Origin of the sequence: Paenibacillus marchantiae (assembly GCF_028771845.1) — a bacterium.
Taxonomy (GTDB): Bacteria; Bacillota; Bacilli; order Paenibacillales; family Paenibacillaceae; genus Paenibacillus; species Paenibacillus marchantiae.
The window spans coordinates 4,385,423-4,410,528 of sequence record NZ_CP118270.1 but is presented as its reverse complement, the minus strand read 5'-3'; the positions used below and the strand labels follow the sequence as shown (position 1 = coordinate 4,410,528).

20 protein-coding genes are annotated in these 25,106 nt (G+C 45.4%); 5 read left to right on the top strand and 15 right to left on the bottom strand.

Annotated elements, in window-relative coordinates:
• Window positions 1–100: 100 nt before the first annotated feature.
• Together PTQ21_RS20100 and PTQ21_RS20095 are read left to right on the top strand one after the other, a co-directional pair.
• Entirely contained in the window at window positions 101–574 is a 474-nt protein-coding gene (locus PTQ21_RS20100; RefSeq protein ID WP_063565106.1) for a MarR family winged helix-turn-helix transcriptional regulator, read from the top strand.
• Window positions 575–730: 156 nt separating this feature from the next.
• On the top strand, window positions 731–1,966 hold the full coding sequence (locus PTQ21_RS20095) for an MFS transporter (RefSeq protein WP_090806195.1): 1,236 nt from the start codon (window positions 731–733) through the stop codon (window positions 1,964–1,966).
• A gap of 107 nt (window positions 1,967–2,073) precedes the next feature.
• On the opposite strand, the gene PTQ21_RS20090 is transcribed toward PTQ21_RS20095, so the two are convergent.
• The 7 genes from PTQ21_RS20090 to PTQ21_RS20060 all read right to left on the bottom strand — a co-directional run bounded on the left by PTQ21_RS20090 (window position 2,074) and on the right by PTQ21_RS20060 (window position 12,202).
• On the bottom strand, window positions 2,074–4,113 hold the full coding sequence (locus tag PTQ21_RS20090) for an alpha-L-arabinofuranosidase C-terminal domain-containing protein (RefSeq protein WP_274570536.1): 2,040 nt from the start codon (window positions 4,111–4,113) through the stop codon (window positions 2,074–2,076).
• 33 nt (window positions 4,114–4,146) lie between these two features.
• Window positions 4,147–5,040 (bottom strand): carbohydrate ABC transporter permease, encoded by an 894-nt coding sequence (locus PTQ21_RS20085; RefSeq protein WP_274566877.1) that lies wholly within the window; start codon window positions 5,038–5,040, stop codon window positions 4,147–4,149.
• A gap of 16 nt (window positions 5,041–5,056) precedes the next feature.
• Window positions 5,057–6,019: an ABC transporter permease gene (locus PTQ21_RS20080; RefSeq protein ID WP_274566875.1), complete on the bottom strand. Its 963-nt coding sequence runs from the start codon at window positions 6,017–6,019 to the stop codon at window positions 5,057–5,059.
• Between the two features lie 33 nt (window positions 6,020–6,052).
• Window positions 6,053–7,621 (bottom strand): extracellular solute-binding protein, encoded by a 1,569-nt coding sequence (locus tag PTQ21_RS20075; protein WP_274566874.1) that lies wholly within the window; start codon window positions 7,619–7,621, stop codon window positions 6,053–6,055.
• 158 nt (window positions 7,622–7,779) lie between these two features.
• Window positions 7,780–9,471: a response regulator gene (locus tag PTQ21_RS20070; protein ID WP_274566873.1), complete on the bottom strand. Its 1,692-nt coding sequence runs from the start codon at window positions 9,469–9,471 to the stop codon at window positions 7,780–7,782.
• Window positions 9,472–9,474: 3 nt separating this feature from the next.
• Window positions 9,475–11,274, bottom strand: a complete 1,800-nt coding sequence (locus tag PTQ21_RS20065) for a sensor histidine kinase (protein WP_274566871.1) — start codon at window positions 11,272–11,274, stop codon at window positions 9,475–9,477.
• 73 nt (window positions 11,275–11,347) lie between these two features.
• On the bottom strand, window positions 11,348–12,202 hold the full coding sequence (locus PTQ21_RS20060; protein WP_090949808.1) for an AraC family transcriptional regulator: 855 nt from the start codon (window positions 12,200–12,202) through the stop codon (window positions 11,348–11,350).
• Between the two features lie 123 nt (window positions 12,203–12,325).
• On the opposite strand from PTQ21_RS20060, the gene PTQ21_RS20055 reads away from it, so the two are divergent.
• The 3 genes from PTQ21_RS20055 (at window position 12,326) to PTQ21_RS20045 (ending at window position 15,065) form a co-directional block, all read left to right on the top strand.
• Window positions 12,326–13,864 carry a sulfatase family protein gene (locus tag PTQ21_RS20055; RefSeq protein ID WP_274566869.1) on the top strand — a complete coding sequence of 513 codons (1,539 nt, stop codon included), beginning with the start codon at window positions 12,326–12,328 and terminating at the stop codon, window positions 13,862–13,864.
• 112 nt (window positions 13,865–13,976) lie between these two features.
• Window positions 13,977–14,510: a chromate transporter gene (locus tag PTQ21_RS20050; protein WP_338020282.1), complete on the top strand. Its 534-nt coding sequence runs from the start codon at window positions 13,977–13,979 to the stop codon at window positions 14,508–14,510.
• A 24-nt stretch (window positions 14,511–14,534) separates the two neighbouring features.
• Window positions 14,535–15,065: a chromate transporter gene (locus tag PTQ21_RS20045; RefSeq protein ID WP_274566866.1), complete on the top strand. Its 531-nt coding sequence runs from the start codon at window positions 14,535–14,537 to the stop codon at window positions 15,063–15,065.
• 105 nt (window positions 15,066–15,170) lie between these two features.
• Here PTQ21_RS20045 and PTQ21_RS20040 read toward each other — a convergent pair whose 3' ends face one another.
• From PTQ21_RS20040 to PTQ21_RS20005, 8 genes are all read right to left on the bottom strand, one after another.
• Window positions 15,171–16,181, bottom strand: a complete 1,011-nt coding sequence (locus tag PTQ21_RS20040) for an aldose 1-epimerase (protein WP_274566865.1) — start codon at window positions 16,179–16,181, stop codon at window positions 15,171–15,173.
• A gap of 12 nt (window positions 16,182–16,193) precedes the next feature.
• Window positions 16,194–17,978 carry a glycoside hydrolase family 2 protein gene (locus tag PTQ21_RS20035; protein ID WP_274566863.1) on the bottom strand — a complete coding sequence of 595 codons (1,785 nt, stop codon included), beginning with the start codon at window positions 17,976–17,978 and terminating at the stop codon, window positions 16,194–16,196.
• 17 nt (window positions 17,979–17,995) lie between these two features.
• On the bottom strand, window positions 17,996–19,762 hold the full coding sequence (locus PTQ21_RS20030; RefSeq protein WP_274566862.1) for a glycoside hydrolase family 2 protein: 1,767 nt from the start codon (window positions 19,760–19,762) through the stop codon (window positions 17,996–17,998).
• 50 nt (window positions 19,763–19,812) lie between these two features.
• Window positions 19,813–20,619 carry a carbohydrate ABC transporter permease gene (locus tag PTQ21_RS20025; protein ID WP_062318999.1) on the bottom strand — a complete coding sequence of 269 codons (807 nt, stop codon included), beginning with the start codon at window positions 20,617–20,619 and terminating at the stop codon, window positions 19,813–19,815.
• Window positions 20,619–21,509, bottom strand: a complete 891-nt coding sequence (locus PTQ21_RS20020) for a carbohydrate ABC transporter permease (protein WP_076288454.1) — start codon at window positions 21,507–21,509, stop codon at window positions 20,619–20,621. The genes PTQ21_RS20025 and PTQ21_RS20020 overlap by 1 nt, the downstream gene beginning before the upstream one ends.
• Before the next feature lie 87 nt (window positions 21,510–21,596).
• Entirely contained in the window at window positions 21,597–22,889 is a 1,293-nt protein-coding gene (locus PTQ21_RS20015) for an ABC transporter substrate-binding protein (protein WP_063565120.1), read from the bottom strand.
• A gap of 198 nt (window positions 22,890–23,087) precedes the next feature.
• Window positions 23,088–24,017, bottom strand: a complete 930-nt coding sequence (locus PTQ21_RS20010; protein WP_090949794.1) for an ArsR/SmtB family transcription factor — start codon at window positions 24,015–24,017, stop codon at window positions 23,088–23,090.
• Between the two features lie 175 nt (window positions 24,018–24,192).
• Window positions 24,193–25,098 (bottom strand): alpha/beta hydrolase, encoded by a 906-nt coding sequence (locus PTQ21_RS20005; RefSeq protein WP_274570535.1) that lies wholly within the window; start codon window positions 25,096–25,098, stop codon window positions 24,193–24,195.
• Window positions 25,099–25,106 lie beyond the last annotated feature (8 nt).

Below are 25,106 nucleotides of genomic sequence, written 5' to 3'. Positions count from 1 at the left end.
CGTATAGATCCCTTCCTAAATAATTGTTTTCAATATTTTTGAACTGGAAACCAAAATTGAATATAATATTGTAATGCACCAATGGGTGGGAGGATAGGCCATGAATAAAGAGGAACAGGTCTTAGTGGGTTTCAGGGACTTATATAACAAGCTGGTTTGGCTTAATAAAGATAAGATGGAAGAAAGTCTTAAGGGGTATAAACCTTCTGAAGTACATTGCATCGAATACATTGAAAAAAATGCAGATTCCAATGTAACAAAGCTTGCAGAGTCCTTTTATATGACTAGAGGTGCGATAAGTAAATTAACGAAGAAGCTCATAGAAAAAGGCCTGATCGAAAGCTATCAGAAATCGGATAACAAGAAAGAGATCTATTTTAGGCTTACAGAGCAAGGGAAAGTCATTTATCAAATCCATGAGGATCTTCACAACGAGTTTCAAGAGCGAGATAAAGTTGTATTCGAACAGGTAACCGACGAACAATTTGACAGTATGCTTAACTTCGTGGACAAGTATAATCGGCATCTGGATGCAGAAATAAAGAAGCTGGGTACAGATCTGAAGTCGGAATAAATCTCAATAATGAAAGTTAAACTAAAGGCAGCCGGACTCTATTTGAGAACAGGCTGTTTTTTTATTGTTATTATTTTGTTGACAAGGAAACAAAGCAGTTGTACGATATTAATGTTTCCAAGGAAATAAAATCACGACGTTTGAGAGGAGAATTTAATGTTTAAATCACGATCACATCATACACAGAACACAGAACAAACCATAGACAAACACGCTTTATTATTCGGTCTGATCTCTGTGTTTCTTTGCGGAATAGGCTTCAGTATTATCGCGCCTGTTGTCCCATTTCTAGTACAGCCTTATACAAGCAGTCCAGGAGAACAAGCTATCGTTGTTACGCTGCTGACCTCTGTTTATGCCTTTTGCGTATTTTTTGCGTCTCCCGTGCTTGGAGCTCTGAGCGATAAATATGGCCGTCGTCCATTGCTCCTGGTATGCCTTTTGGGTTCCGTAATTGGATACTTGGTTTTCGGCATAGGCGGAGCCCTATGGGTACTCTTTGCGGGGCGTATAATCGAGGGTATCACAGGAGGAAGCATAGGTACAATCTTCGCATATTTTGCGGACATCATCCCACCCGAACAGAGAACCAAATACTTTGGATGGGTGAGTGCGGTTGTAGGTGTAGGCACCGTCATTGGCCCGACTGTAGGCGGATTACTCGCCAAGATTGATTATTCTGCACCCATGTATTTTGGAGCCATCATAACTTTGGTGAATGTTATATATGGATTCTTTTTTATGCCTGAGAGTCTTGCTAAGACACATAGACTGAAAGAAATTACTTTGGTGAGACTTAATCCATTCATACAGCTTGCAAACCTGCTTTCCATGAAAAACTTAAACAGACTACTTATCTCAGCCTTCTTACTTTGGATACCCAACGGATCTTTACAGGCCGTTTTCTCACAATTTTCAATGGATACTTTCAATTGGAAGCCTGCAATCATCGGACTTATGTTCTCAATTATGGGTGTCCAGGATATCATCTCACAAGGTCTCATCATGCCTAAGCTTTTGAAAAAGCTTAGCGATAAACAGATCGCCATTCTTGGAATGATTTCAGAGATAATAGGCTACAGTCTCATTGCGTTATCTACTTTGTTCTCATTCTATCCACTGTTTATCGTGGGCATGTTTATCTTTGGTTTTGGTGATTCGATCTTCGGGCCTTCCTTCAATGGCATGCTCTCCAAATCTGTCGATTCTAGTGAACAAGGCAGGGTTCAAGGCGGTAGCCAATCTATTCAGGCTTTAGCTAGAATGATTGGTCCTATCATTGGAGGTCAAATCTATGTATCGCTTGGTCATGCTGCACCCGCCATTATGGGTGTGATCCTTATAGCAGCGGCAATACCCGTTTTGTATAAGCGAAAACAAGTAATTATTTAAAATGCCTGCTTTCATCAGGCAAATATCGGATTGATTGGTAGTCAAGACACCATAGAACAGAGAATAGGGTTTCAGAACTTAGGTACAGGTTCTGAAACCCTATTTGTCTACAGTCCGGGATGTCGAGACAATCGGTCTACCTTTCCAAACTCCAGTACATAGATGGATGAAGGACGTAATGCGTAACCACGCTGCCAATCCTCGGTCAAAACACTCCGTTCTGTGCACTTGATATGATTGGGTTGAAACACGGAGTTGATGTTATTGTACGAATCGCTGGTAATCTCATATAAGGTCCCCTCTTCACTCGCATCGAAAACTTGTAAATCCAGCTCAACCGATACTTCCTCCAAGCTTCGGTTCACAATAAACAAGGTGACCCTGCTGCCATCAACATTCGTTCCGGCTACAACATCCAGATCGGGGAGTGCATCCAGCTCTACAGGCGTTTTTTGGTTTGAAGTTACAGAGAATGTTCCACATTCAGCTTCTACAGGCAGGATATGATGAATATCCCGATTCGCGTAAAGCTTTAATACTTCATAGGTTGGAGTTCCATAGATCGTGAGTGGGTGTCCACTCCATCCAGCATGCTTGCCCCGATATTGATCCGCATAGAAATCCCCGACACGGATACATCCCCCAAGCCAACCATTGACCAGATCGGAGAAACTGCCAATTTGCACGCTATCGCTGCAACGAATCATTTCATTCAGATTGGCGGCATTCGCCACGGCTGCTCCAAGGGTATGCTCGTCTGGCAGTCCTTTTCGCACAGTGTTTGGATAGTACATCGTGTTATATTCGGTGATGGCCAGCTTCACATGCTGATGTTTGATGTCGGAATGAATGACCTCCATTGTTTGGTGTATATAGTGCCGGGTCCACTCGGGATAACTAGCCATTGCTTTATACCGATCCTCAGCCGGTGTATCCCGATTCATGCCAAAGGGACCGTAGCCGTGGTATAAATGTAATGTTAAATAATCGATATACTCCCCTGCCAGAGCAAGCACAGTTTTATTCCAATCCTGCTCGTAATGTCCACAGGCCAGCAATACAATGGAAGGATCTGCTTCCTTCATCGTTTTGGCAAACTGCACGGTCCGCTCCGCAAATTGCTCCGCAGAGCAAGCTCCAACTTGCCATTGCCCCCACACCTCGTTGCCGATCTCCCAATACTTCACATGATATGGTTCCGGAGATCCGTTCTTCGCCCGAAGAGCCCCCATTGGGGTATCTACACTTCCATTACAATATTCAATCCATTGGGCGGCCTCTTGAGGTGTACCCGATCCATCGTTCACACAAATCAGAGGTTCCACCTGCAGCTCGTAACAAAAGCGGATAAATTCATCCGTTCCGAAATATTTGCTGGTCCATCCTCCCCATGCCTCGTTGTACATGACTGGCCTCTCCAGAATCGGCCCAACGCCATGCTCCCAGTGATAGGCGCTAATGTAGTTCCCTGCAAGTCTCATCATGCCTGCGTTTAGTTCTCTGGTCATCTCTATTATTTCGCTTTTTACCAGAGCAATATGATCCACAGGCAATAAAGACACATGGTCCAGCCAGAGCATTCCCGTGGAGACATGATCGATCCATCTTGGATGCTCTGTCGGAACATACACCCGAATCTCTGCATCTGAACAAGCACGTAGGATCGTCAGCCGTCCTTCATAATCCTGCCAGTTATGGCTGTGCAATTCGATTTTCAACTGACCGAGCACTTCTTCCGTACGTCTATCGACCGCCTCCACCATCAAATACTGGAGTTCGATGGAGGATCGCGCAACTATACGAACGGTGTAGTCCATAGGCCCTTTCAATGCGCAGCTTTGTACAATCCCGGCGTACGCTTCATCATCACTAAAGATACGAATACGCTGAGCGCGACCCGAATGTCTGGGAGCCGGGGCTTCCATTGCATATTGCGTATTTCTTCCGTTGGTGTAGGTACTCCAGCTTCCCGATACAGAAGCGCTTGATTCAGCCTCGCTTTCAAAGTCCATATCCTTCAATGGAAATGCAAGCATCGCTTCCATATGGTCTCGGATGTCTTCCACAAAATGCCCAAACAAAAAAGGGTTGACCGTGTGTTCGCTTACACGACTACAATCTATACTAATTCTGGCGTTTGATTTCAACATAAGTCCTCCATCATTGTGGTTGATATGGATTTAACCTTTAATCGATCCAATCATGACCCCTTTAACAAAATGGCGCTGCACAAAAGGATACATCAACAGTACAGGCAAACTGGAGACGATAATCACCGCATACTTGATGCTCTCCGCGAGCAGGATTTTGTCTTCCAATCCAAGGCTGCCGTCCACGGCATCGGATTGGCTGATCAGCAGAATTTCGCGCAGTACCAACTGAAGCGGATGCAGATTTTCGTTACGAATATAGATGAGCGCGTTAAAAAAAGAATTCCAATGGCCTACGGCATAGAACAGCACCATTACGGCCAGAATCGGCTTGGACAGGGGCAGGATAATGCTCACAAGCAACCGCCAATTGGAGCACCCATCCATATGGGCAGCTTCTTGCAGCTCCCAAGGAATACTCGACTGAAAATATGTTCTCATCACGATCAGATTGTACGTGGCGATTACGCCGGGAATGATCAGAGCCCACATCGTATCCACCATGCCCAGATTTTTGACCAATAGATACGTTGGAATTAATCCTCCACTGAAGAACATTGTTAGCGTGATGAAAACCATGATTACATTACGTCCAGGAAGGTCAGGTCTGGAAAGAGGATATGCGGCCAATACGGTCATGATAATGTTAATCACAGTGCCCACAACCGTATAAAATATCGTATTACGATACCCCAGCCAAATCTTCTCGTTGTGTAGAATATTCGTGTAAGCATCCAGCGTCAGTCCTTTGGGTAGTAACCAGACTTCTCCGTTTAATACTTTTGTGGGATCACTGAACGAAGCACTCACGATAAAAATCAGTGGGTACAGCACAGCGATGATAATGATTGAGGCTATGATGTAGATGATTACATCGAAAATCCGTTCATTGGAACTGGTTTGTATTGTCGCCTGCTTGGACATGGGATCTTACCCTCCTTTACCATAAGCTCGTCTCAGACGTCTTGCGCGCAATCCGATTGACCAGTAAAAGTAACAGCAGATTAATGATTGAATTAAAAAGCCCGATAGCAGCTGTATAACTGTATTCTCCCTTGAGAATACCTGTCGTATAGACAAACGTGGAAATGACGTCGCTCGATTCCAGATTGAGATTGTTTTGCATCAACAAAATTTTCTCAAACCCGATGTTCATGAAATGACCGATATCCAATATGAGCAAAATGATGACGACTGGAGCGATGCCGGGCAGCGAAATATGCCAAATGCGCCGCAGCCTTGATGCTCCGTCCATCTTGGCAGCTTCATACAGATGCGGATTCACTCCGCTCAAAGCTGCAATATAGATGATGGATTGCCAGCCCATGTTCTGCCATATATTCGAACTGATAAAAATGGTTTTAAACCAACCTGCTTCCTCAAGAAAACGGATCGGTGTACCTCCGAAAGCCTCAATCAACAGATTGACTGGACCCGTATGAGGCGAGAGAAACACATTCAGTATGCCAACGATAACGACCACTGAAATAAAGTGGGGAATATACGTAATATTTTGCAGCCACTTGCTGAAGGTTTTATTGCGAATTTCGTTAATAATTAGTGCTAGCAGAATCGGAATCGGAAAAGCAATTAATAAGGAGAACAAGTTAATTGACAATGTATTCCATAGAAGTCTCCAGAAATAATAGGAATCAAAGAATCGTTCGAAGTGTCCAAAGCCTTCCCAGCTGCTGCCCAGAATCCCTTTAGCCGGATTGAAATTTTTGAACGCAATTTGCAGTCCATACAGAGGGGCATAGTGGAATACCACATACCAAGTGACTGGCAGAAGCAGCATAAGGTACAGGTCCAATCTTTTACCCATTTGTCTTAACAGGCCTGAACTCTTTTTCGGATGGCTTCGTGGCATCGTCATCGTTGTATCGGTTTTGACGCTTTTCATAGGCAACTGCTCCTCATCCATGATGTTTCAGCATTATTTCTGCATCTTGTCAAAGGCATCCTGATACAACTTCTCCAGTTCCTCAACTCTCATCTTTTTGAGCGTGGCCTGGAATTGCTCCCACTTGTCAAAACCGATTGCACCGACTATAAATTTTGTACTCTGTTCTTCGTAATATTTATCGATATCATTTCGAAGGATGTTAACTTCCTGGGCGGTTTGCTCATCAAACATCGGAGCCGCATAGCGAACTTTTGGCATGAACGGATCGAGCTTTTGCTGCGCCTCCTGCACCTGAGGTGGATTGATAAAGGAAGCAACCTGTTCACTGATGAGATGTGGCGCGCCTCCGCCGGCATAAGGCGTAATTTTGGCCTGGTTACTGATTTCTTTTAGGAAGTCCTCTTTATAGTAAGGAATACCATCCTTCATCTCGTAATGCTCGCCTTCTCTTCCGAATCGGAGCAGGGTAGAACCCTCGTCACTGTAGAAATAATCAATCCAACGCATCGTGACTTCAGGATATTTATTGACGGATGTGATTGCAAAGGCTCCAAAATCCCTGGCTACTGGCAGAGCATGACTCTGTAAACGGTCACCTTGTGGACCTTCCAGTGGGGCGATACCAGTATATTGGTCTTTGATCGACAAGAAGTTATTATTCGTCTGGTCAAAGAAAAAACCTGTATTTCCCGATCCCTGCTTGGCCAGATATTGCGCTTCCGTATGTGAAAATATTTCCTGATCCAGCAGCTTTTCCTTATACAGCTTATTTAAGTACATCAGCATTTCTTTATTCTGGTCGCTGCCCATCCAGATACTAACTTTGTCATTTTCAATATTAATGTTATAGCCGAGCTGTGAATCCAATCCGAATGACCCACTCATCGCGTTTACAACAGCCAATCCTACGCGGGCTGTCATCGGAAGTTCATCCTGTTTGCCGTTTCCATTCGGATCACCATCACGGAAGGCAAGCAATACATTGTAAAGTTCTTCGGTGGTCTCCGGCACTTTCAGATTCAGCTTGTCCAGCCACATCTGATTGATCCATTTCTTATCCGTACGCGCCGCACTTAGCGTAACAATACCCGGAATTGTATAAATGTGGCCCTCTGGTGTAGTAATACCCGAGCGAATTTCGGGATATTGTTCCATTAATTTCTTCAAATTCGGAGCATATTCATCGATAAGACCTTCCAGTGGGATCAATTGGCCGGCAGAGCCATAGCGGATGGCTTCAAGCGGGGAAATACCTGAACGGAACAGGGCATCCGGCAGTTCATTCGAAGCAAACAACAGATTTTTTTTCTCCTGAAAACCATCCGTCTGCGCTTCAATGAATTCCACCTTTACATGGCTTAATTTCTCGTAATCCTGGAAAACCGGCATCTCCTTGAAAGGGCCATTTACGGGTGCAATGCGGGTAAACATCTTGAGATTCACCGGTTCGTCCACAATCGGAAACCCGTTCGTATGAACGTCGTTCTTCGAAACCTCTGGTGAAGCTTCGTTATTGCTTCCACCGGAATTGCATCCAGCCAGCATCAAACTGGAAGCGATCATCATCATGATCATATTTCTTCCCCAGCGTTTGCGCATAAAGTTGTGCCCCCCACAATTCTTTATCACCAACGTAATTTGTAAGCGTTCACGGTTGGTGTGTGCTCATTATAATTCACCGGGCATGGAAGGTAATTACAATAATATGACCCTTTACTCCACATATTTTACGAGTTTAGAGTTCTGCTCTTATCTGCCTAGTTTCCCAAGTGCAAAGTCGGGAGTTTCGTTTCGTTCTTCCTTTTTCCTGGATTGCTCAAATACGCTTGCGGTGTTAAACCCGTTATTTCTTTGAATACTTTGAAAAAGTAGTTGTGTGTCGTAAATCCCACTTGCAAGCTTATTTCTTTAATCGAGTATCGGCCGCTGTCCAGCAGCTTGCACCCTGCGTCAATCCGAACCTGATTCAGATATTCTGAAAAAGTCCGCTGCGTCTCCTCCTTGAATATTCTGCTTAAATAGGAGGCATTCAGGCCGATAACGCTTGCCGCAATCTCCAATGTGACATAACCGGAATACCTCTCCAGAATGAATTGGATCGTCTGCGTGACATGGCGAGAATAGGAACCGATTACACGATGTTGATTCAACAAATGAAACAGACTGGAGAAAAAGGACTGCAGGCCTTGCTCCAGTTCTCTTATCGTTTTCATGCGCCCAAGCTCGCTTCTTGAAGGCAGATTAGCTACCGCTGGATCTGTGGAAGGCAAGCAGGTCCTCCATGCTTTATCACCCGTTTGCATGAGCTCGCTGACAATCATCTGAACCGTATGTGAATGGATAGGCAAGTGGTCAATCGAAGCAATAATAGTGGAAATCAATTGATGCACGCCTTGCTTGTCAAACCTTTCAATGGATAACAGAAGCTGCTTGTGCTCCTCAATGGTCAGAGAAACTCGTTGACTCTGATCGTTTTCATGTGAACGCTTGTCCGAACATGGACTTTTAACTTGGAGGGTATGGCTTCTGAGCGTTTTCACAGACGAAGATCCATCGAGTTCGTATTCGGCGGAGCAGTAACTGGATGCAAGCTGTGATAGACTGGTGCATATTGGCCCTACTGCGGTTACACTTTGCAGATTCAGGAACAGTTCCAACGCATGCTGAATCTTCCGCAGTTGTCCATCTACCTCACGCTGCATGATGTGCTCGCTTCGTTCCCTGAAAGAAAACACGATAACAAATCGCCCTTCCTCAACGTACACCGCTGTCCGCTCATGGATATCACCCAGGCTCTGCTGCATCATATCGACCACCTGCTGAACCAGACCATTGGTCTGCACGTCACTGTACGACTCTGTCAGCAGCAGGAACGGAACAATCTGTAAAGCTGCGGTTGCATATCTGGACGCATGCGGATACAGATTGTCTTTCTGGGAAACGTCTTCAAACCCGTACGTTGTCTTCGTCTGTCTTTTGAGTAAATACAGCAAATACTCGCGCATAACCTCGGGACTCACTTTCTCGGCCATGGCACTCTCGGCGACCTGTTTCTCACGCAACCGATCTTCCTGCTGCAATTCCGATACGGCTTTATTCAGGATGTTGAGCAGCGTTGACTCATCCAATCGATGCTTGAGCAAATAATCAATGGAGCCATTGTTCAGGCAATCTCGCACATAGTCATAATCGTCATAACTGCTGAGCATAACGGTCTTAATCCACGGAAAACGTTCCTTGATAGCCCGATTGAGCTCTACACCGTTCATTTCAGGCATATCTACATCAATAATGACAATATGCGGTGGCGACTGCTCAATCATCGTTAAAGCAATTAACCCATTATGCGCCTGACCGCATAATTCAAATCCATAGTCAGCCCAGTCCAATAATGTCCATAGATTATGGTATACTAAGGGTTCATCATCGACGAGTAGCACCTGAAACATGGCTTATATCACCTCTCGTTTGGTATTTTCCATACTTTTCTCCAGTTTGGGGAGCCAAATTTCAGCTTTGGTGTACACCCCCGGTTCACTGCACAAATGGACACCATATGAGTCGCCGTATGTGCGAACGATTCGTTCGTGTACATTACGTACACCCATTCCACTAAAACGTGATGTTTCTCCGTTTGTACCCGTACCTTTCAGTAAATACTCCCGTTGCTCCTCCGTGATCCCCTTTCCGTTGTCCACCACATCAATATTGAGATTGTTTCCTTCTTCATACACCCGGATCAACACGAATCCATCCTGTTCAAGTGGTCCGATTCCATGAATAATTGCATTTTCAACCAGGGGCTGCAGCATCAGCTTCAGCACCCGACATTCCAGCAATGCGTCATCCTCAATTTCGGTAATCATCCGAATCGGCTTCATATATCTGTACTTCATGATGGAAATGTAGTGCTCAACATAAGCCAATTCTTCACGTACCGTAAGAAATTCGCTTGAATTACCAAGGACACTTCGCATGAGCTCAATCAACGATCCTGAGACCGCTTCAATGTTTGGAACTCCGTTTAGCCTGGCCAGATACTTGATCGTATTGAGCGAATTGTATAAAAAATGAGGATGGATTTGTGCTTGGAGCGCAGTAAGCTCAGCTTCCCGCTTCTCTTTCTCGCTGACGCGGATTCCTTCGAGCAGATCTTTCAATTCTTCCACCATACCGATAAAGACATGGTACAGTTGTCCTGTCTCATCTTCACTTTTAATCTCATTTTGGGGAAGTGTCAGATTTCCGTCCTTCACCAACATCATCAGTGATTTTAGTTTTCGGATATTCAGGGTAATTCGGGAAGAGACTTGAAGTGAAACGATCAGTACAACGACAAACACAATAATGGACACCTCTGCCAGCAGGTTGCGCAGCTTCACTGATTCGGTCAGCAGAGAATCCATCGGAACCAAAGAAATAGTACTCCACCCAGTATAGTCGGATTGACGGCGAACAACGATATATTCTTTTCCATCAATGTAGCGCCTGACCGCTTCACCATTCGTTGTAAATTGCTGATTGATCTTCTTAATTTGCTGATAAGATGGAGTAAGAGGTGAGTCAGTTCGGGTTTCATAGATGAATTGATTTCCCTTGTCCAGCACATAGATCATGCTATCTGTAGTTGGTCTCACGTCATATGTTTTCTGGATAAACTCATAATTAAGATCCACCATGACAAACCCTATGGTCGCACGGTTATAACGAATCTCCCGACCAATGGTAACCGCATTTGATACTCCTGTCTGCTTGAAATATGCGTGCTTTGATCCATTTTGCAGCATGTAATTCATCATTGGCGTACCCAAGATGGTCCTGTCCAGCCAAGGTCCACCTGAGAAAAAAACTTTCCCGCTCAGGCCCACAACGGCTATCCGTGAAATGTAAGCTTTATAATCGATCAGCGACGATAGAAATTCATCCATCCGCTTCTGTTCCTGAAACCACTCATAGCTGATCTCTTCATTCGGACTGAGCAAAGTGTCAATGACCGTGTTTTTGTTAGTCACCACGACCGTATTCAGACGGTCGATCTCTTCCAGCATTATATTCAATGATTCATCCGCCTGCCTTATGCTGTCCGAAACCGAAGTAATCGCATTTTGCGTAATCGTTTCACGCATGCTCATATAAACAATGACCGTAATTAAAATAATGGATACTAGGGTAACGGCAATAAAAGCGATAAAAATTTTCCCTTGAATGCTGCGTTTCGGTGAAATCCATCTCTGCAATGTAGAGAGCTTCATTGTGGGAGTCTCCTTTTTCAAGATCCAATAAAAAAGTAAGCGTTCTCCGTACTGGACATGCGTTTTTTCAGGATCAGCTTGAGGCTCTCCGCATCATGATTGGAGGTACTTTATAATAGATTTTGAATGCTCTGGTAAATGAATATAAATTCGGATAACCGAGAGACAAAGCAATCTCCGTAACGGTAGCATCCGTATCCTTTAGAAGCTGTTTGGCCTTATCCATTCGTATTCTCTGCATGAATTTTAACGGAGGCAGTCCAACCTGAGTGGTAAACATGTTGGAGAAGTATGAACGATGTACCCCTGCGAAGTCGGCGACCTGCTGCACGGAAATACCCTCTGTTGCATGCAATTCCATGTAATCCATGCATTCATGAATCCAGCCCGCTAGTTCTGTAGGCTGTGCGTAGTTGGTGTCTGGAACAAGGCTGGCTAACAATCCATATACCAACCCATGCAACTCCAGCGATACTGCTGGCTTCCACCGTTCCACACATGCTAATGCATGAATCAGTCGTTCGGACGTTTCCTGGACCTGTGGAGAAAACATCTGTTTGCCAAACGGACTTTCCGGAGTTAAACCAGCCAGCTCCAATAAAGGTTTGACTTTAGGCCCATCCAATGCCAGCCAGTTCATTTTCAGCGGAGATTCCGAGGGAAGCATGTGATAGTAATAGGTTCTGCCGGGAAACAGACAAAACAGATCATTCTTCTGCAGGTCCACTCGCTTGCCATCAAATTCAAGCCTGACCCTACCTTCATGCACAAAATGAAGACTGTAACACTCGATACGTTTGGGGCCAACTCGGTAATTGGATTTGGCTATACTTCGCCCTGCCCGGACTGGCCAGATGTGTTCTTCTTTATCCAAATAACCTGGCTTATAGTAGATGAATTCTGCATGCTCATACTCATATTCCTGCATCGTAGGGAGTTCCCTCCTTCTCCTATTTTGTTTGATCATAACAAAATGACAATAAAAATATAACACCGGGCTATTTTTATAACTCGTTTTTTTCAATATCATCTTACTAGGAGGCGATTACACTTGTCGAGAACACCTAACATTTTGCTAATCACTAGTGACCAGCAGCACTGGAACACGATCGGAGCTTTTCAGTCTGAGATTTCCACGCCCAATCTGGACCGTCTTGCCCGGCAAGGAACAACGTTTGATCGGGCTTATTGCCCAAACCCTACCTGTACCCCTAGCCGTGCTTCTATTATTACAGGTATGTATCCCAGTCAGCATGGAGCCTGGACGTTAGGCACAAAACTGCTTGAAGACCGTCATACCGTCGGGGACAGTTTCCAGGAGGCAGGTTACCGCACTGCCCTAGTAGGTAAGGCACATTTTCAGCCTTTGAAATCTACGGAGGAATACCCGTCGGCAGAAGCGTATCCCATCTTACAGGATTTGGAGTACTGGAGACATTTCCACGGTCCATTTTACGGCTTTGACCACGTAGAGTTAACACGTAATCATACGAATGAAGCGCATGTCGGTCAGCATTACGCGCTATGGCTGGAAGAACAGGGATGTACGAACTGGAGGGATTACTTCCTTCCCCCAACTGGGACGATGGACCCTTCCGTAACGTATACGTGGCCCATCCCTGAGAAATATCACTACAACACCTGGATAGCCGAACGAACCAATTCCCTTTTGGAGCAATACACCCATGCTGATGATCCATTTTTTCTGTGGGCCAGCTTTTTCGATCCGCATCCGGAATATCTGGTACCGGAACCTTGGGATTCGATGTATGACCCCGATGATCTGACGATTCCGTCGATAACACCTGGAGAGCATGATCGTAACCCACCCCATTTTCAACTGACCCAGGAGGAGAATCCGAATTTTGAGCATCTGGTTGAAACCGGCTTCGGCATTCACGGTTACCGTTCCCATCATTATTATGAATATGGCGACAAATCCCGGCTAACGGCGTATGACAAGAAAAAATTGGTCAGCGTGTATTACGGAATGATCAGCATGATGGATAAATATATTGGCAAAATTCTCGATAAGCTGGATGAGTTGGGTATTGCAGACGATACAATCGTCGTTTTCACAACCGATCATGGTCATTTCTTCGGACAGCATGGTCTTCAGGCCAAGGGTGGATTCCATTACGAAGATCTTATCAAAATCCCATTTATCGTAAGATACCCTGGTGAGGTGCCTGCTGCGAAAAAATCAAATGCCATACAATCGCTGGTCGATCTGGCTCCTACCTTCTTGTCTCTTTGCAACATTGCAATTCCGCACGCCATGACGGGCATCGATCAGAAGAAAGTGTGGATGGGCGCCAATGAAGCCGTGCGTAATCATGCTCTCTGCGAATTCCGACATGAACCCACGACGATTCATCAAAAAACATATGTCGAACAGCGGTATAAAATCACCGTCTATTACAATCAAATCTATGGTGAACTTTTCGATCTTGAACAGGATCCCGATGAACGTTTTAACTTGTGGAATGAACCTGAGTACACCCAGCTCAAGTCTGAGCTTCTGCTCAAATACATCTGGGCTGAGCTTGGCAAGGAGTCCATGCCGATGCCTCGAATTCATCATGCGTGATGGAAAGGATAAGGGTAGCATCCAAAACCTGAAAGAACAATTTATGTTACTGATCCAGCTTTTTTGGACTTTCTTTTGCATCGGTCCTTCCACATTTGGAGGCGGATATGCGATGCTGCCAATTATTGAACGCGAAGTGGTGAACAAGAAAAAATGGATGCAAGAGGACGAGATCGGTGAGCTTATATCGCTTGCCGGCTCTGCTCCCGGAGGAGTTGGCGTCAATGCCGCTGCGATGATCGGACATCGCCAGGCAGGAATTGCGGGAGCTGTGTCTGCCGTCATGGGCGTGACATGTCCCACGTTTTTGATTGTGATCCTGATCAGCGTGTTCGCCATCCTATTTCGTAACCAACCCAAAGTTGAAGCTGCTTTAAAAGGAATGAACGGTGGAATTATTGCACTAATTAGCATGGCAGCTTATCGGACGGCCAGGTATTCTATCTTAGATACAACAACAGCGATAGCTGCCATTGTGACCGTAGCTGTTCTTCTGTTTGCAGGAATTCATCCCCTCTATCTTATTATTACGGGATTGATATGCGGCATGGCCGTGATTCGGATCAAAAAACGGCTGGGCCTTCAAGTGAAAATGGAGAAGAAGTCTGTAACAGGCAGCTACCCGGAACTCGAATATTACATTTAAGTAAGACGAATCGGAGCGATTGAGATGTACTGGGACCTGTTCATGATGTTTATACGTGTAGGCCTCGTTTCATTTGGTGGCGGTTACGCCGTTATCCCGATCATTCAACACGAGGTAACGGAAAAAGGATGGCTGACAAGCGCTGAATTCCAACAAACCGTAGCGCTGGCCGGTATGGCGCCAGGCTCGATTGCAACCAATGCCGCAACGTTGATTGGTTATCGGACGGCAGGTTATATCGGAGCCGCTGTCTCTACTGCAGGTATGATTTTGCCTTCACTCGTGGTAATTGTGCTACTCTCCGCCTTATTTTATCGGATGCACGACAATTCATGGGTAAAGTCCTCTTTATATGGCTTGCGCCCCGTAACGACGGGACTCATTATCTATGCTGCCATTCATTTTGGATATCCAAGTGAAAACTCAGGCATAAGCTGGGTATGGATTGCGACACTACTTATTAGCGGAGTTTGTTTGTTTCTTCTGCTCAAGTACAAGCTTCATCCCCTTCTGATTCTTAGTGTGGCTGGAGCAGCAGGCATTATCTTATTTTAAATTCACTTTGGCGACGACAGGCTGAATTCACTTCCTTCAATGGTTTTTAAAAGGAGCAGCGATCACAGCATTAGCTGTCCTGGCTGCTCCCCTTCATCTTTATTTTTACGAATGACGCAGATATAATCTGCTCGTTTCCTCCCAGATTTCTCCCGGCTGCAAACTAAATAATCCAGCTTCCTCGGCCTGCATACCCAGATTTGGTGCATTCACAAGATTAATCTGTGGTTCGGGACAGAAAAACCCTTCTTCCGCATGATTGTTCCAGATCATCCATTGTTTATAGGAAGTTCCCACATCGTAGATCAGTGTCATTCCATTCCTCGTATCCTGAAGCTCCATCCGGTTTCTCCCATTTTGCGGTACAGCAGTATAATGATTATCCATTTCTGCAAAGAACGGATATACCCCGGAGTCACGCATCTGCTCTTCCTCCTGAATCAGGGGCTGAAAACGTGTCGTTGGCAGCATACGTTGATCTAATTCCCATCTGTCTCCAATGGTTAGCTTGAGCTTGTAATCACGAGCCGCTCCCCCCGAATTAAATGGAGCGTTAATTGAAGTATGAAAAGCGATCAGGCACGGCATGCTGGAGCTTCCATGATTGCGAATGCGGACATGCTGCATTAGTCCATCACTGCTCAGCGAGTAGCGTAATGTAATACTGAATTGAAAAGGAAAGCATACGTATATCGGATGAGTTGCGTCAACAGTTATGGACACCGAGACATGGCTTTCATTCTCGGTATACCCATACTCATCCACAACCCAGGGCGTATTATACAAAAATCCATGCAAATGATTGCCTGTTGCATCCTCATTGACCGGAAACTGAAGCGTCTGCCCGTTCCAGGCAAACCGCCCGTCCTCATAGCGATTTGGCGGAAACAGAACCGGGATCCCGTGAATCATGGGTCTTGCCTTGAATGAATCCATCTCTTCCGCTGAAGGTTCATGAAGGAAGCGAAGCCCCCGCTCAAGATCACGATAAGCGACCAGATTACCACCGATCTCCGGCAGCATAACTGCCTCACTGGAACCAAAGCGAAGGTAAATGGCCTTTTCCCCTTGAAAATCGCCTTCCCAGGATCTACTTGTCTCCTTTGTGTTCAACACATATTCCCCTCCTTATTCGCCGGTCGACGATGGATAATGTCCTTCAATAATCGCCCGAATCTGCTCCATCGGCATCTTGGGCTGTCTGTCATACGTCAGCAGACCGTTAATCTCCTGTTCCACGTCCGTCAGCTGTGTGTAACAAAATCCTTCTACAACTGGAGAATCCAATAGCGGCTGTACTACGGCATGTAATCGCTGTGCAAAATCCTCGTCATTTTCCGCTCCGGAGTAACCCCAGCCCTCCCAGTCACTTTTCTTATACCCGATTCCACCGAATTCGGTAATTAATATGGGCTGTCCTTCATAACGATAGTTACCCACGCTAAGCTTTCGACTGCCCGGAAGGGCGTTTACCGCATTTTCACGAGTGCGGTAGCGTTCCTCCAGAACCTCTCTTCTCCATTCATAATCATGGATGTTATACAAGTCGGTCTGAACCATCTCCCAGCCATCATTGGAAATGACCGGACGGGTAGAATCCAGTGACTTGGTCAAATAATACATCGACAAGGCATGATACTGCTGCTCCTTGCTGGTCAGGATGTTCGGAACACCCCAGCTTTCATTAAGAGGTACCCAGACCACAACACATGGATGGTTGTAGTCCCTTTCCAGCGCCTCCTGCCATTCCCTTGTTATCTGGGCGACGTATTGATCCGAGAAATCGTACGCATTCGCCATCTCTCCCCACACCAGCAGTCCCAGTTGATCACACCAGTACAGATATCTCGGATCTTCAATCTTCTGGTGTTTTCTGGCGCCGTTAAACCCCAGTTCCTTCGTTAATTCCACATCACGCTGGATGGCCTCGTCACTCGGTGGAGTCAGATTTCCATCCGGGAAATACCCTTGATCCAGAACAAGCTTCATATAATAAGGACGGTTATTCAGAAACAGCTTACCTTGTTCAATAGAGATTTTGCGCATGCCGAAATAGCTATCGACCTCATCGACAGGCACACCATCCACCAATACAGTGAAATGAATGTCATACAGATTGGGCTGCTCTGGTGACCACAGCCTGCCAAGGCCATGCTCGTTAAAGGTGTGAAGTCCGATGGTACGGGTCTCTGTCCTGCCGCTAATCCGATATTCATCCTCAGACAGCTGCTCTCCTTGATAGGCAATTTGTACACGGAGCCTGACATCCTGTGCGTGCCAATCCCTTGGTTCTGTTTGCGCCCTCTGAAGATGAGCAGTAACTTCGATCTCGTTGCGATCAACATCGGGAGTCATGCGCACCTTCTGCAGATGAACGGGTGCGACAGCTTCGAGCCACACCGATTGCCATATTCCAGTTGTTCGGGTATAGAAAATTTGGGCAGATTGCTCCTGCCAGAACTGCTTCCCGCGCGGTAATGTTACATCCCTGCTATAATCTATCGCTTGTACGGTCAGCGTATTGTTTCCTTCCAGCAGAGCATCCGTAATGTCGGCATGAAAAGGGGTGTGTCCCCCTTCATGCCGGACCACCAGTTTTCCGTTCACCCATACAGAGGCTTCATAGTCCACGGCTCCGAAGTGCAGCAGCAGCCGTTTGCCAGTGAAGCTCTCCGGAATGTCAAAGGTTCGTTTATACCATACATTATCGTGGAATTCCGGATCTTCAATGCCACTAAGTTGACTTTGAAAAGCAAATGGCACTTGGATTCGGCGGCTGAATGCTTGCTTGCCCTCACTCCATTTTTCCGAACGTCCCTTGTTATCATCATCGAATTCAAATTCCCATTCCCCATTCAAACTCAGCCAATCTTTACGTACAAATTGAGGCCTTGGATAATCCTGTCGTAGCATGATGTTCAGCTCTCCTGTCACCCCAGATTTATCTTGCGGATCACTTCCAGTGGCACTTTCGGTTTACGGTCTTCCGTCAACAGACCATTAATCTCCTGCTGCACATCGGTGACTTGTGTATAACAATAGCCCGAGATATAGGGAATGGCTTTGATCGCTTCGGTGATGGATCGGAAACGTTCAATAAAGGCTTCAACTGAGTCCACCTGATTGCCATAACCCCAGCCTTTATCCGATTGGAAAGCAATACCGCCGAATTCACTGATGATAATGGGTTGTCCTTTATAGTGGTAACCTTCAGCAAATGCAAACTTCCATCGATTGGAAGCAATCTTGTTATTTACGATCAAGTCCTTATCCTGATAGCGTTCCAGAAAAGCTTCTCCCGTCTCCACATAATCATGGATTGTCAAAATATCCGATACCGTATGCTCCCATCCGTCGTTGGTAATGACCGGACGATACGGATCAATGGCTTTGGTTAGATGGTAAATGGATTGCGTGAATTGCTGCTGCCTTACCTCGTGACCAATCGTCGGTATTCCCCACGATTCATTAAATGGCACCCAGGTAATGATGCTGGGATGATTGTATTGCTGGGGAACAATTTCAAGCCATTCTTTGGTGAATCGGCTCACTGCCTCATCATTAAACTCGAAAGTTGCTGCCATCTCTGACCAGACCAACATGCCTTTTACATCACACCAATACAAAAAGCGTGGATCTTCCAGTTTCATATGTTTACGGATTCCGTTATATCCCATCTCGGCAATTTTATCGATATCCTCAATCAGCGCTTCCACTGAAGGTGGGGTCAAATGGCTCTCTGTCCAATAGCCCTGATCCAGAATCATTCTTTGGTACAACGGAGCATTGTTCAGCAGAATCTGCCCATTTTCAATCGATATTTTTCGCATACCAAAATAGGAATGAACCCGATCGATTTCTTTCTCATCTTCGTACATCACAAACTCGATATCGTACAGGTTCGGTGAGCCCGGTGACCATAACGACTGTTTCCACGGACCGCCTGCTTCATGTTTGACACTAGCTTCCACGGTCATCCAGGGTCTGTCTGGAGATAGGATAATGGTTTGTACGTGCTGACCCTTTAACTCAATCCGTGTCTCCAAACGCAAGTTGTTCTTGCCTTCAATCCCATTCAATTGAAAGTCCAAACGAATCATATGACGATCGATATCCGGTGTCATCTTAACTGCTTCAACCCTCGCTTCACTCACATGCTCCAGCCAGACACTTTTCCATATCCCGGTACTTTGCACATAAAAACATTCAAAATTGTCATCCACCCAGCGTTGTTTCCCCCGAGGCTGCATCGCGCTCTGACTGTCTTCTACTTCAAGCACAATGTTATTCTCCGATCCGTAAGTGATATAAGGGGTAATGTCGAATGAAAACGCTGCGTACCCACCTTCATGTTCACCAACAACCGTTCCGTTCACCCAACATTTTGCGCGATAATCCACTCCCTGAAAATGCAGAATGCTCCGTTTTCCTTTTGCTTCCTGGGGAATCTGAACACTTCTGCGGTACCAGACCAGAGGATGAAATGTCTCGATTCCGATACCGCTCGCTTGGGTCTCATAGGTAAAGGGAACCTTAATTTTCGTCCCTTCCGGAAACTGATTCTGGTCGTACCACTGCTCGCTTTCACCCGCCTGATTATCATCAAAACTAAAATCCCATTCTCCATTCAAATCCAACCACTCATTGCGTACAAATTGCGGTCTTGGATAATCCTTGTTATAAAATTTAGTTGTCATCTTGTTCTCTCCGATCTCCTCTGTATTTGGCTCATAGGCCTGAAAAAGTGTTAACCCTTAATACCAGACATGCTGATGCCTTTAACAATCTGTTTCTCAAAAATGATAAACAATATAATGATGGGAACAGAGGCCACTGCATTGATAACCATTGGTTTGACGTAATCTTCTGAATACTGACCCATTAGCGTTGGGATACCCATTGGCAGCGTAAACAGATTATCATCGGTTATGGAAAGGAATGGCCATAAGAAATTGTTCCACGAACCAATAAATGTCAGAATCGCCATCGATGCCATGGCCGGACGTGTCAAAGGCAGCATGATGCTGGTAAAGATTCGCCAAAAGCCTCCCCCGTCAATTTGCACACTCTCCAGCAGATCATTGGGAACCCCATCGAAGAAGCTTTTGAGCACGATGACAGCTACTGGTGAAGCCAAAGCAGGAATAATCAATCCACTGTATGAGTTCAGCAAATGCAAATCCTTGGCTACCTGATAGAGCGGAATAATGGTTGCTTCACCCGGAATCAGCAGTCCGCCAAGAATGAAGAAAAAAACAAATGTACGGAAACGAAACGGTACTTTGGACAGAGCGAATCCAGCCATGGCAGCGAAAATCACAGTCAGTACTGTTACAACTACAGCGACGAACAGACTGTTAACCACCCACTGTGACAGCTTTGTCGTTGTCAGAATTTCGTTATAGACGGCAAGTGAATATGGCGGTTTAAACCAGTCCAGGACCGTAATAATCTTCATGCCTTCTTCTTTGATGGAGACCATCAGCATCCACACAAGTGGGGCCGCAAACATAACCGCCATCAACGCAGAACCTGTGCGATATAACCATTTCATCAGTATTCCGCCCCTTTCCGGTTAGTCATCCAGTATTGCAGCGCCGACAGCACCAGCAGGATCACGAATAAAATATAGGACATCGTTGCGGCATAGCCCAGGTTGTTGTTCTTGAATCCGGTCTGATAGATTAACTGAATAATCGGACGTGTCTGATCCAGCGGTCCCCCGCCTGTAATGACATAAATCTGCATAAAGACCTTGTAGGAAGCGATAATCTGCAACATGGTAATGGTTTTGGTCAGTGGCTTCAGATAAGGAAGAGTAATCCTCCAAAATATTTGTGTATCACTCGCACCATCCAGCCTTGCTGCTTCATAAATTTCATCCGGTATTTCCTGCATGGCGGAAAGATACAAAATAAAGTTAAATCCGACTGTCCACCACAAGGTAATTACGGTAATAACGACCCAGGCGAGCCCCGTTTCCGTCAGCCAGAATATTTCGGAATTTTGAGGCAATAACCTGACAAGATGCAGGACGGAATTGACGAATCCCGTATAAGGCTGAAATACGAATAAACCCAGATAAGCTGCGACGGCAACGGAGAGTACGCTTGGTATAAAGAAGATGATGCGGTAGAACTTTTGTAAAGACGATTTTCGGTTGGCAATCAAAGCCAGCAGAATCGCGAGTATAATCATGGTCGGTGTACTCAAGAAAACAAAGAAGGTTGAATGCCAGATCGCTTCCCAAACCTCTCTGTCCTGAAAAACTTTTCGGAAGTTATCCAGGCCAACAAAATCCATTTTCTTGATCAACGTCCATTTGTAGAAGGTCATCTCCACACCTTTAATCATGGGCCAGATCGTAAATAAACCATAAATAATTAAGAATGGAAGCAGAAATACCAGCGCTTGCATATCCGCTCTCATTTTTTTGATCTTCATATGCGTCTCCCCTTTGATTGGCACGCAAGCCGGCGATTTCTTGTCTAGAGATGGTGATTACGCAGGCTTGCGTGACCCGTCTTCCTTCTATTCGCTCAGTATTTTCTGAATGGCTGTCTCCATGTTGTTCATGGCATCCGCAGGAGTCATTTTGTTCATCCATACTTCATTCAAAAATTTAAAGGCAGCTTCATCGCGGATTTGTGCATTTTTGGTGGAATGTTTGCTGAATTTAACTACACTCGCAACTTCGGAATAATCACTGCGGTATGGCAGATCCTTGAATTCCTGTTTTTCCAGCACGGATGGCTTGGATGGAATATGTCCGGCTTTCGCCCACACTTGACCATTGTCAGCAACCCAGTCGGCGAAAGTCATCGCTGCTTTGCGTTTAGCCGGGTCCTCATCCTTAGTCAGTGGCAAAACAATGGTATGAGAATCTCCCCATGTTGCTTCCTGGTCGTAGAATTTCGGAATTGGCATAGCACCAAACTCAAGTCCTTTGGTGGATTCCCACGTTCCTGTCGTCCAGACCCCTGTCATGATAATAGCGGCTGTTCCACTTTGAAAATTTTTATAGAAGTCCGGATCATTCTTCTTGATATAGCCTTCGGTATAAAGCTTCTGGATATAGTCAGCGGCTTTGATGCCTTTCTCTTTATCAATGGCTGCGGACTTCAGATCATCCGACACCACGTCGTTACCACCCAACTGGGAGTACAGCGACCACCACAAGCGGTAAGGGTCATCATTATTATTGGACAATGCAAACGGGGTCGTTTTGGCAGGCAACTTCTCTTTTAAAGTTTGAAGGAAACTCAAAAATCCGTCAGCCGATTGCTCCAGAATCGGTTTTCCGTCTTCACCAAGCAAGCCTGCATCTTTTAGCAGTTTTTTGTTGTAGAACATGATAAAGGGATGTGTGTCAATGGGGACTGCATAATGTTGACCTTCTACAGTAACCGCATCCAAGAGATTCTGGTTATAGGTGCTCCAATCCACACCTGCATCCGTAGCCGGAGTATCAAGCTCTGTGACAACCCCCTGATTGATCAGATCGGGCAGTCTGGAGGAATGGGAAATCCCAATGTCCGGTCCATTACCGTTACCAACAGCAGTAACGAGCTTCGTATAATACTCGCCCCAGGCCAATTTGGTATTCTTCACTTCTATGTCCGGATGGGTTTTGTTGAATTCATCGACTAATGTCTGCATGTTTGCGCCATCACCACCATCGAACAATGTCCAGAATGACAATGTCACTTTTCCATCACCAGTGCCACTCTCACCCGCCTCATTACTGCCTCCGCTACATGCACTTAACACGGTTGAGAATGAGAGCAATAATGTCAGTGCTAACCTGCCGATCTTTTTTTTCATGCGAGTATCCCCTTTACTCTAATTTGTAGATACAAACGATATAATTGTTTTATTACATTATTACTGTATCTATAGGGGATTATATAAGGGTAATTATCTCTTGTCAACGCTTTCAAACATATTTAGTGTAATTATTAAATAAAAAAAGACCTTAGTTACATAATATCTGCAACCAAGGCCTTTCTTCTTCATCTCATTCTAATGAACAGCATAATGTACAGTCATCTTGATATTTTGGTCATAATCTCCAAATTGTCTCCCAAAGAGATTTACGCCTCCTTGATGAACCGCATCCGGCTTCATACCGATCCGCACCCTTAACTTATGGCTGTTTTGAAGGTTAAGCTGAGCCAGATCCACTGCTGAAATTCTCTCCATATCCAGCGTCGTCTTATTTTTGTCCACCCGCCATGTCTTTAATAAACCATACTGTGTTGACCATTCAAACCACCACGCCGGGTTGAGCTTGCCGCGCCGATCTCCAAAGTCACCAGGACATGTCCACATACCAATTTCCACACCGTTAATCCATACGGAAATATCGGAAGGCCAATTATGATCATAGTTTGGCGCTTCAGAACATATTTCCATGGACAGTTCCAGCGATTCGATTACCGCTTCTGCCGGAATCTCCAGTGGCATCAAATATTCGACATATCCCTTACGAAACCACATAATCTGCGCTCCGACATGCTTCGGATGATAAAAGCTGGCGGGTTCATCCTCACGAATAATCATGCCCTCGCCATTCGCCATGCCGCAAGTGGGTGACACTTCACAATCACTATAATGACCGATAGGCATATCCACTTCGTATACCTGAATGTCGCCTTTGGGAATTGCTTTCTCCAGATTAAGAGCAATATGAATATCATCGTAATTGCGGCTGCATACCTTCATCGCCCCGCGAGAGGCAGGCAGCAGTTCGGTATTAATCAGCCTTGCTGCTTCCAAAACCTTGATGTTGCTGGCTACTGTGGATACGGGAAGTTTGAGAGCTTCCGCGATTTCAACGATATTCAGGTTTTGGGAGATCAATAGTCGGAGAATATCCACTCTGGATCGAGTCGATAACGCATGCGTGACCGTGACCAGTTCATCCGGATTATCAAAACTCAGCTCAAGCATTCGTTCACCACCTCTTATGTATTTAAGAAACAGGAAATTTAAACGTAAAGTTTAATTCAGTCGATAATATTGTAACAAATCATTTATTTTGTATCAAATTGCTTTTCACTTCATCATTCTTCTTCGTTTTTCATACAATTTCCGGGTAATGTGCGCAAACCAATATGAAAATCCCTTATATCAGCAAGATAAAGAACATCGTATCCGATGCCTCTTTCAATTTATCACTCATCAGGTGCCAGGCTTCTTCTGCAACAGCCAGATCACCAAAATGTGTGAACCCATGAGGTGCACCCTCGTATTCCTTATGAAAAACCTTCACACCGGCTTGTTTTAACCGTTCTGCATAGCTTCTTCCTTCTGCTGCAAGTGAATCTTTTTCTGCTGTAATGATCAACGCTTCTGGAAGACCCTCAAGAGATTCTGCCATTACAGGCGAAGCGAGCGGATTGTGAGCGTCTTTTGCCGTTTCAACATACATGGCGTTAAAGGTTTTGGCTATTTCCGCCGGAATCGCTTCTTCGAAACTTGGCTTCTCCGCTGGATCAGTAACTAAATCCAGCGGTGCATAATCAAGAATTTGCAGTACAATCGGAATTCCCGCCCCGTGCTGTTGATTGAGTAAACATACTGCTGCCGCCAAGTTTCCACCCGCACTATGCCCTCCGATGGCAATAAGGTCGGCATGGGTGGAGAACTGCGCCGGATGTTCATGAACCCATGTTAATACATCGTAACACTCATACACAGCAGATGGAAACTTATGCTCAGGAGCAAGACGGTAATCCACATTTATGACCACACAGCCCGCTTGATCGGCAATCAGGCGGCACCAGGGATCATCCATCTCTGCTTTTCCGAAGATAAAACCTCCACCATGCATATTGATATATACAGGTAGTGGAGTAGACAGATCAGAGTCAGGTCTGTACACCAGTACCCGAGTACCCCCTGTCCTAGTTGGAATGATCACTTCTTCCGTTCCTACAGAAAAACTCGAGCTTGGCTGAAGTGCCGAGCCTGTACCTACAACATTTTCACGTAATTGTTGTACCATTTTGAGTTGTTGATGATGATTCATCATATAAC

Bases quoted from the DNA above. Each gene is read 5' to 3' on its own strand.
- PTQ21_RS20100 (WP_063565106.1), top strand. From the start codon at position 101: ATGAATAAAGAGGAACAGGTCTTAGTGGGTTTCAGGGACTTATATAAC.
- PTQ21_RS20005 (WP_274570535.1), bottom strand. From the start codon at position 25,098: ATGAATCATCATCAACAACTCAAAATGGTACAACAATTACGTGAAAAT.
- PTQ21_RS20010 (WP_090949794.1), bottom strand. From the start codon at position 24,017: ATGCTTGAGCTGAGTTTTGATAATCCGGATGAACTGGTCACGGTCACG.
- PTQ21_RS20070 (WP_274566873.1), bottom strand. From the start codon at position 9,471: ATGTTTCAGGTGCTACTCGTCGATGATGAACCCTTAGTATACCATAAT.
- PTQ21_RS20095 (WP_090806195.1), top strand. From the start codon at position 731: ATGTTTAAATCACGATCACATCATACACAGAACACAGAACAAACCATA.
- PTQ21_RS20025 (WP_062318999.1), bottom strand. From the start codon at position 20,619: ATGAAATGGTTATATCGCACAGGTTCTGCGTTGATGGCGGTTATGTTT.
- PTQ21_RS20065 (WP_274566871.1), bottom strand. From the start codon at position 11,274: ATGAAGCTCTCTACATTGCAGAGATGGATTTCACCGAAACGCAGCATT.
- PTQ21_RS20075 (WP_274566874.1), bottom strand. From the start codon at position 7,621: ATGCGCAAACGCTGGGGAAGAAATATGATCATGATGATGATCGCTTCC.
- PTQ21_RS20035 (WP_274566863.1), bottom strand. From the start codon at position 17,978: ATGCTACGACAGGATTATCCAAGGCCTCAATTTGTACGTAAAGATTGG.
- PTQ21_RS20045 (WP_274566866.1), top strand. From the start codon at position 14,535: ATGTACTGGGACCTGTTCATGATGTTTATACGTGTAGGCCTCGTTTCA.
- PTQ21_RS20060 (WP_090949808.1), bottom strand. From the start codon at position 12,202: ATGCAGGAATATGAGTATGAGCATGCAGAATTCATCTACTATAAGCCA.
- PTQ21_RS20085 (WP_274566877.1), bottom strand. From the start codon at position 5,040: ATGTCCAAGCAGGCGACAATACAAACCAGTTCCAATGAACGGATTTTC.
- PTQ21_RS20020 (WP_076288454.1), bottom strand. From the start codon at position 21,509: ATGAAGATCAAAAAAATGAGAGCGGATATGCAAGCGCTGGTATTTCTG.
- PTQ21_RS20030 (WP_274566862.1), bottom strand. From the start codon at position 19,762: ATGACAACTAAATTTTATAACAAGGATTATCCAAGACCGCAATTTGTA.
- PTQ21_RS20080 (WP_274566875.1), bottom strand. From the start codon at position 6,019: ATGAAAAGCGTCAAAACCGATACAACGATGACGATGCCACGAAGCCAT.
- PTQ21_RS20050 (WP_338020282.1), top strand. From the start codon at position 13,977: ATGCTGCCAATTATTGAACGCGAAGTGGTGAACAAGAAAAAATGGATG.
- PTQ21_RS20015 (WP_063565120.1), bottom strand. From the start codon at position 22,889: ATGAAAAAAAAGATCGGCAGGTTAGCACTGACATTATTGCTCTCATTC.